Origin of the sequence: Streptomyces sp. NPDC005899 (genome assembly GCF_040629645.1) — a bacterium.
Taxonomy (GTDB): Bacteria; Actinomycetota; Actinomycetes; order Streptomycetales; family Streptomycetaceae; genus Streptomyces.
In genome coordinates, this window is sequence record NZ_JBEXWB010000411.1 from 1 (window position 1) to 5108 (window position 5108).

At 69.4% G+C, this 5108-nt stretch carries 4 protein-coding genes and 1 pseudogene; 1 reads left to right on the top strand and 4 read right to left on the bottom strand.

Features of this window, described 5'->3' with window-relative positions; translation table 11 throughout:
- Positions 1–70: 70 nt before the first annotated feature.
- The 4 genes from ABZ371_RS28775 to ABZ371_RS28790 all read right to left on the bottom strand — a co-directional run bounded on the left by ABZ371_RS28775 (position 71) and on the right by ABZ371_RS28790 (position 4513).
- Positions 71–1651 (bottom strand): sodium:solute symporter family protein, encoded by a 1581-nt coding sequence (locus ABZ371_RS28775; protein ID WP_358684966.1) that lies wholly within the window; start codon positions 1649–1651, stop codon positions 71–73.
- A gap of 513 nt (positions 1652–2164) precedes the next feature.
- Positions 2165–2371 carry a DUF397 domain-containing protein gene (locus ABZ371_RS28780; RefSeq protein ID WP_358684968.1) on the bottom strand — a complete coding sequence of 69 codons (207 nt, stop codon included), beginning with the start codon at positions 2369–2371 and terminating at the stop codon, positions 2165–2167.
- A 336-nt stretch (positions 2372–2707) separates the two neighbouring features.
- A complete protein-coding gene (locus tag ABZ371_RS28785) occupies positions 2708–3565 on the bottom strand; it encodes a helix-turn-helix transcriptional regulator (RefSeq protein ID WP_358684970.1) in 858 nt (285 codons plus the stop codon).
- A 225-nt stretch (positions 3566–3790) separates the two neighbouring features.
- The gene (locus ABZ371_RS28790) at positions 3791–4513 is read right to left on the bottom strand and encodes a GPP34 family phosphoprotein (protein ID WP_358684972.1); all 723 of its coding nucleotides are present in this window, start codon (positions 4511–4513) and stop codon (positions 3791–3793) included.
- Between the two features lie 164 nt (positions 4514–4677).
- Between ABZ371_RS28790 and ABZ371_RS28795 the strand changes: the two are divergent.
- Positions 4678–5108 (top strand): annotated as a pseudogene (locus ABZ371_RS28795) (D-alanyl-D-alanine carboxypeptidase); the annotation flags it as partial.

A 5108-nucleotide genomic window follows, 5' to 3' on the forward strand; every position in this document is an offset into this window, starting at 1 on the left:
GCACCGGTGTGCCGCCCGCGTCCGTCCGGGGTACCGCCGACCCGCCCGCGTTCCCGCGCGGGCACGCGGGTCAGTCCCTGATCCCCCCGGGGACCACCGTGCCCTCCGGACCGGACTGCTGGGCCGGGACGGCGGCCGCTGCGCCGGCCGCCGGGCCTTCGTCGTCCGTGTTGATCCGCTCGATGAGGGCGTCCCGCTCCGGGGTGTCCTCCGGCTTGATGTAGCCGATCACTATGTAGAGCACCAGCGAGATCGCGAGCGGCAGCGCCACCTGGTACTGCAGGGCGACATTCGTCTTCACCGAACCGTCGAAGTTGTAGTTGGTGAAGTAGAACGCGAGCAGGCCCGCGGCCCAGCTGGTCAGCGCCGCGGTCGGGCCCGACCTGCGGAACCCGCGCAGCAGACCCAGCATGAACGGGATCGCGATGGGGCCCATCAGCCCGGCCACCCACTTGATGACGACCGAGATGATGTCCTTGAACGTGGGCGAGTTGATCTGCGTCGCCAGTGCCATCGACAGACCGAGGAAGGCCAGCGTGGAGAGCCGCGCGGCCAGCAGGCCGCTGCGGTTGCTCCAGTTGCGCGCCGCCTTGGAGAAGACCGGCGCGATGTCGCGGGTGAAGACGGCCGAGATGGCGTTGGCGTCGGAGGAGCACATGGCCATCGTGTGCGAGAAGAAGCCGACGACGACCAGTCCCAGCAGACCGTGCGGGAGCAGTTGCTCGGTCATCAGGGCGTAACTGTCCGAGGCGTCCGGCTTCTTGGCCTCGACGAGCAGCGGGGCCACCCACATGGGGAAGAAGAGGACCGTCGGCCAGACCAGCCAGAGGACGGCGGAGAGCCGGGCCGAACGGGTCGCCGAGCGTGCCGAGTCGGTGGCCATGTAGCGCTGGGCCTGGTTCCACATGCCGCCGTTGTACTCGAACGTCTTGATGAAGAGGTACGCCAGCAGGAACGTCACCGTGTACGGGCCGGCCGTCGGGCTGGTGTGGCCCTCGGGCAGCTTGTCCCAGACCGTCCACAGGGAGCTGAAGCCCCCCAGCTTGCTCATCGCGATGACCAGCATGGCCACACCGGCGAAGAGCTGGATGATGAACTGCCCGAGCTCGGTGAGCGCGTCGGCCCACAGGCCGCCGACGGTGCAGTAGACGGCGGTGATGGCGCCGGTGATGAAGATGCCCTGGGTGAGGCTGATGCCCGTGAAGACGGAGAGCAGCGTGGCGATGGCCGCCCACTTCGCGCCGACGTCCACGATCTTCAGCAGCAGACCGGACCAGGCCAGCGCCTGCTGGGTCTGGATGTTGTAGCGGTTCTTCAGGTATTCGAGCGGTGAGGCGACGTGCAGCCGCGAGCGCAGCCGGTTGAGCCGGGGCGCGAAGAGCTTGGCGCCTATACCGATGCCGATGGCGATCGGCAGGGACCACGTCACGAAGGACGTGACGCCGTACTGATACGCGATACCGGCGTAACCGGTGAACATCACGGCGCTGTAGCCGGACATGTGGTGCGAGATGCCCGACAGCCACCACGGCATCTTGCCGCCGGCCGTGAAGAAGTCGCTGACGTTGTCCACGCGCTTGTGCGACCAGAGTCCGATCGCGACCATCACACCGAAGTAGCCGATGAGCACGGCCCAGTCGAGACTGTTCATGCCCCCTCCAGGGGTCCGCCTTGTGAACGGGAAGCCACTTCGTCAGTACGGCCGTTCCGCGGGGCCCCGTGCGGGAAGGGGACTCCCGGGATTGAACCGCCTGCCCGGTCCGTCGGTCAAGGTTTTCTCGGTCAGGGATGTGAACGCGGATCAGTAAGACGAACGATTTTACGGTTTCTTGACCTTGGGGGGCGTTGTCGCGAACGTGACCGCGGCCACACGATGAGCGGGCACTTCGTCAGGGCTGTGCAGAGCTGGAGGCGGGCGCGGGGAGCGCCCCGGAACGCAGAACGACCGCACGGGATGCGGGTCCCGTGCGGCCGGAGAGAGGAGAGGGCTGAGCGACTGGGGTCCGGGGATGCCGGACTGCTGCGGGGTACGGAGGAGCGGGGCGCCGACGGGCGCCGCCGGATCTGCGGCGGGCCGAGCCCCCTCGGCCAGGACGGCGGACCGGTCGAGAGGGCTCCTGGGCGCGACGCGCGGCGGCCGGCGCACACGGCCGGCGCCCGCCGCTCAGACGGTGGCGGTGCCCGCCGCCACGTCACGCACGAAGGTGTTCCAGGCGTCGGACACGAAGCTGAGCGAAGGACCCTCGGGGGCCTTCGAGTCGCGCACGGCAATGGCCTGCGTCACGGGGGACTTGACCTCCACGCACGCCCCGTTGCCGCCGGAGTACGACGACTTCGTCCAGTTTTCCGTAGCACCCTGAAGAATAGCCATGTTCACTCCGGTTCAGAGAGGTGTATGGGTCGGCGCCAACCTCGTTCCCGTCGGCGTGATCGACGCTACTCGCCAACCTCGCCCCATGACGGAGCCGTTCACTCGACCGGATGGCATATTCCATACACCTCTTCCGCCGCCAGGCAGTGACGGTGTATCGTCCCGCCCTCGCTTGGCGCACATCGCGGCATAACCGCCGGACGCCTGTCATTTCGGGCTCCTGGCGTCCGCGAGCGCGAGCCCCGCGGGCAGGGCCCCTGAGGCTGCCGCGGCACCGGCCCCGGGCAGCTGTCACGGACCCCTTCCGGGCTGTGCCCGGCACGCGCCGCGAGAGGGTCAGCGCGTGTAGCTCTTGGCGATCTCGCCGATGAAGTGCCGGGTCTGGTCCACGTTCAGCGCCTGTGCCCGCAAGTGCTCGTACATCACGCTGTACCGCTGGACGTCGTTCGCCTTCTCGAGGTAGAGGTCGCTGGTGACGCCCTCGATGTAGACGACGCTGGAGTCCGCCGCGTCCGGGAACTCCAGGATCGCGTACTGGCCGTTGATGCCCGGGTGCGCCCCCATGTCGAACGGCAGTACCTGCACGGTGACATGGGGCAGATGCGACTGTTCGACGAGGTGCTCGAGCTGTTCCAGCATGACCTGCTTGCCGCCGACCAGCCGGCGCAGGGCGGACTCGTCGATGACGGCCCACAGCCGCAACGGGTGCTCGGGGGCGTTGACGCGGTCCTGGCGGCGGGCGCGGACGTTGACCCGCTTCTCGATGTCGGACGGTGGCGCCTCGGGCAGTGCCCCGTTGATCAGCGCCTCCGCGTAACTCCGCGTCTGCAGCAGACCCGGCACCACCTGGGGCTCGTACACGCGCAAGGACTCCGCATCCGTCTCCAGGCCGATGTAGACGCTGTACGGGATGTCCCCGAAGGCGTGCCACCAGCCCTGCTGTCGCGAGTCCTTCGCCATCTGCATGAGGGAGTCGACGATCCGGTGGTCGTCGACCTCGTACACCCCGCAGAGGTCGCGGACGTCGCGCTGGCTGATGGAGCGGCGGCCGTTCTCCAGCCGGCTGATCTTCGACTGCGAGACGAGCAGCCGCTCCGCCACCTCCTCGGCCGTCATGCCCTTGATCTCGCGCAGGCGGCGCAGCTCCTGCCCCAACCGGCGTCGCCGGACGGTGGGATTGACGTTGGTCGGCACGGGAACGGCACCTCCGGCTATGCAGCTGTTGTAGCTGTGCGTGTCTGCTGCTCAGCAGATTGCCACCCCGGCCCCCGGGCGCGCTGGGAAACAGCCACACACAAGCGCGCGGGGCAGCCGGTGGATCCGGCTGCCCCGCGCGTGGTGCGGCTCCCGAACCGGGTCATGGGGACGTCGGTGCGGCGGTGTGCGGTGCTCCGCGCAAGTGTCCGCGCGGTCGTGCTCTCAGTGGACGGAGGTGTGCGCCATGCTGCCGTGGTGCGCCTGCGGCGCTTGCGACTGCAACGGCACGCCGGCCGGCGGCTGATTACGGCGTGGCTGGACGGCCACACCGTTCTGGACGTCCATCACGGCATGCGCCACGAGGCCGCCCATGGGGTCGTGTCTGATCAGGTCCCGGAGCCGGGAGCGCGATGAGCGCCCCTCGTTCCCGGGGTACAGGTGCTTGCCGAGTCCGACCGCGTGGGCCAGCGCGGCAAGCGCCGCGGTCCGCGGGTCCGGCGGTACGCCGGTGCGGATCGCATTGTCCAGCCGGGCTCTGATGTCCCGGCTGATCGCCGTGTCCGTCGCCTGGTAGCGAGTCGTCGGCAGCACTCCGCACATCTGGCCCGCCACGGCATGCACCATGCCGCACCGCTCCAGATGAGCGAGGTAGATCTGGCGAAGTCCCAGCCGGGGCCCGCCGATCCAGTGGACGGCCCGGACCGGGCTGCCGCGACGGCGCAGCAGTTCCAGTGCGGAGTCCAGAGTCGGATCTCCTGTCGGCCGTGGCATCACCACGGCGATACGATCCCCGTCAGGGGCTATCCGTCCTGCCAGAGCCAGCTCCACTAGCTGTGCCCCGGCCAGGCCGAGGTCGAGCGACTGCGGCTGCGCTGTGGTACCCGTGGTCGGGTCCAGAGCGAGCAGCAGAAGCTCCTCCGGAATTGTTCTGCGGCTCCTGCCCATCCATGCCTCCCCGCGTGGATGAGTGACAGGGTGACCCCTCTCACATTGGTCTGTCGAGGGTGCCTGGGTGCTTTGTAAGGGAACCGTTAGGTATGTCGTTCTCGTCTAGCAGCCCGGCCAAGGGTTCACACAGGACACTGGTAGATGGTTCGGACAGTGCGGGCATGTCCCCGCGGCGCATGAAGGAGGCATCGGTGGCGGGCGAGCCCGACAAGTCGGAGCAGCGGAAGTCGTCGGGGACGGCTGAGGAGCGCGATCCGCGTTTCGCCGTGTTCCGCGAACCGGCCGCCGCGGCGGACAGCGCGAGTGCCGGGGGTGGCAGGACGGGCGCCGCGACGGATACGGCGACGGCCGTCTTCCGCGCTCCGCACCCCGCGGGCGCCGACAGCGACGCGCAGGCGTCCCGGACGGGGCGTGTGGCGCTCGCCGAGAACGCCAGGGACGACGCGGAGGACGGCGCGGAGGTCCGCGCGGGCGGCTCCGGGTCGCCCGCGGAGGGCGGGACGCGCGGTGACGCCTCCGAAGGGCCCGGCGGCGCCTCGGAGGCCTCCGGCGGCGCTTCCGGGGCCGCGGAGGCCGGCAAGGACGTCTCCGG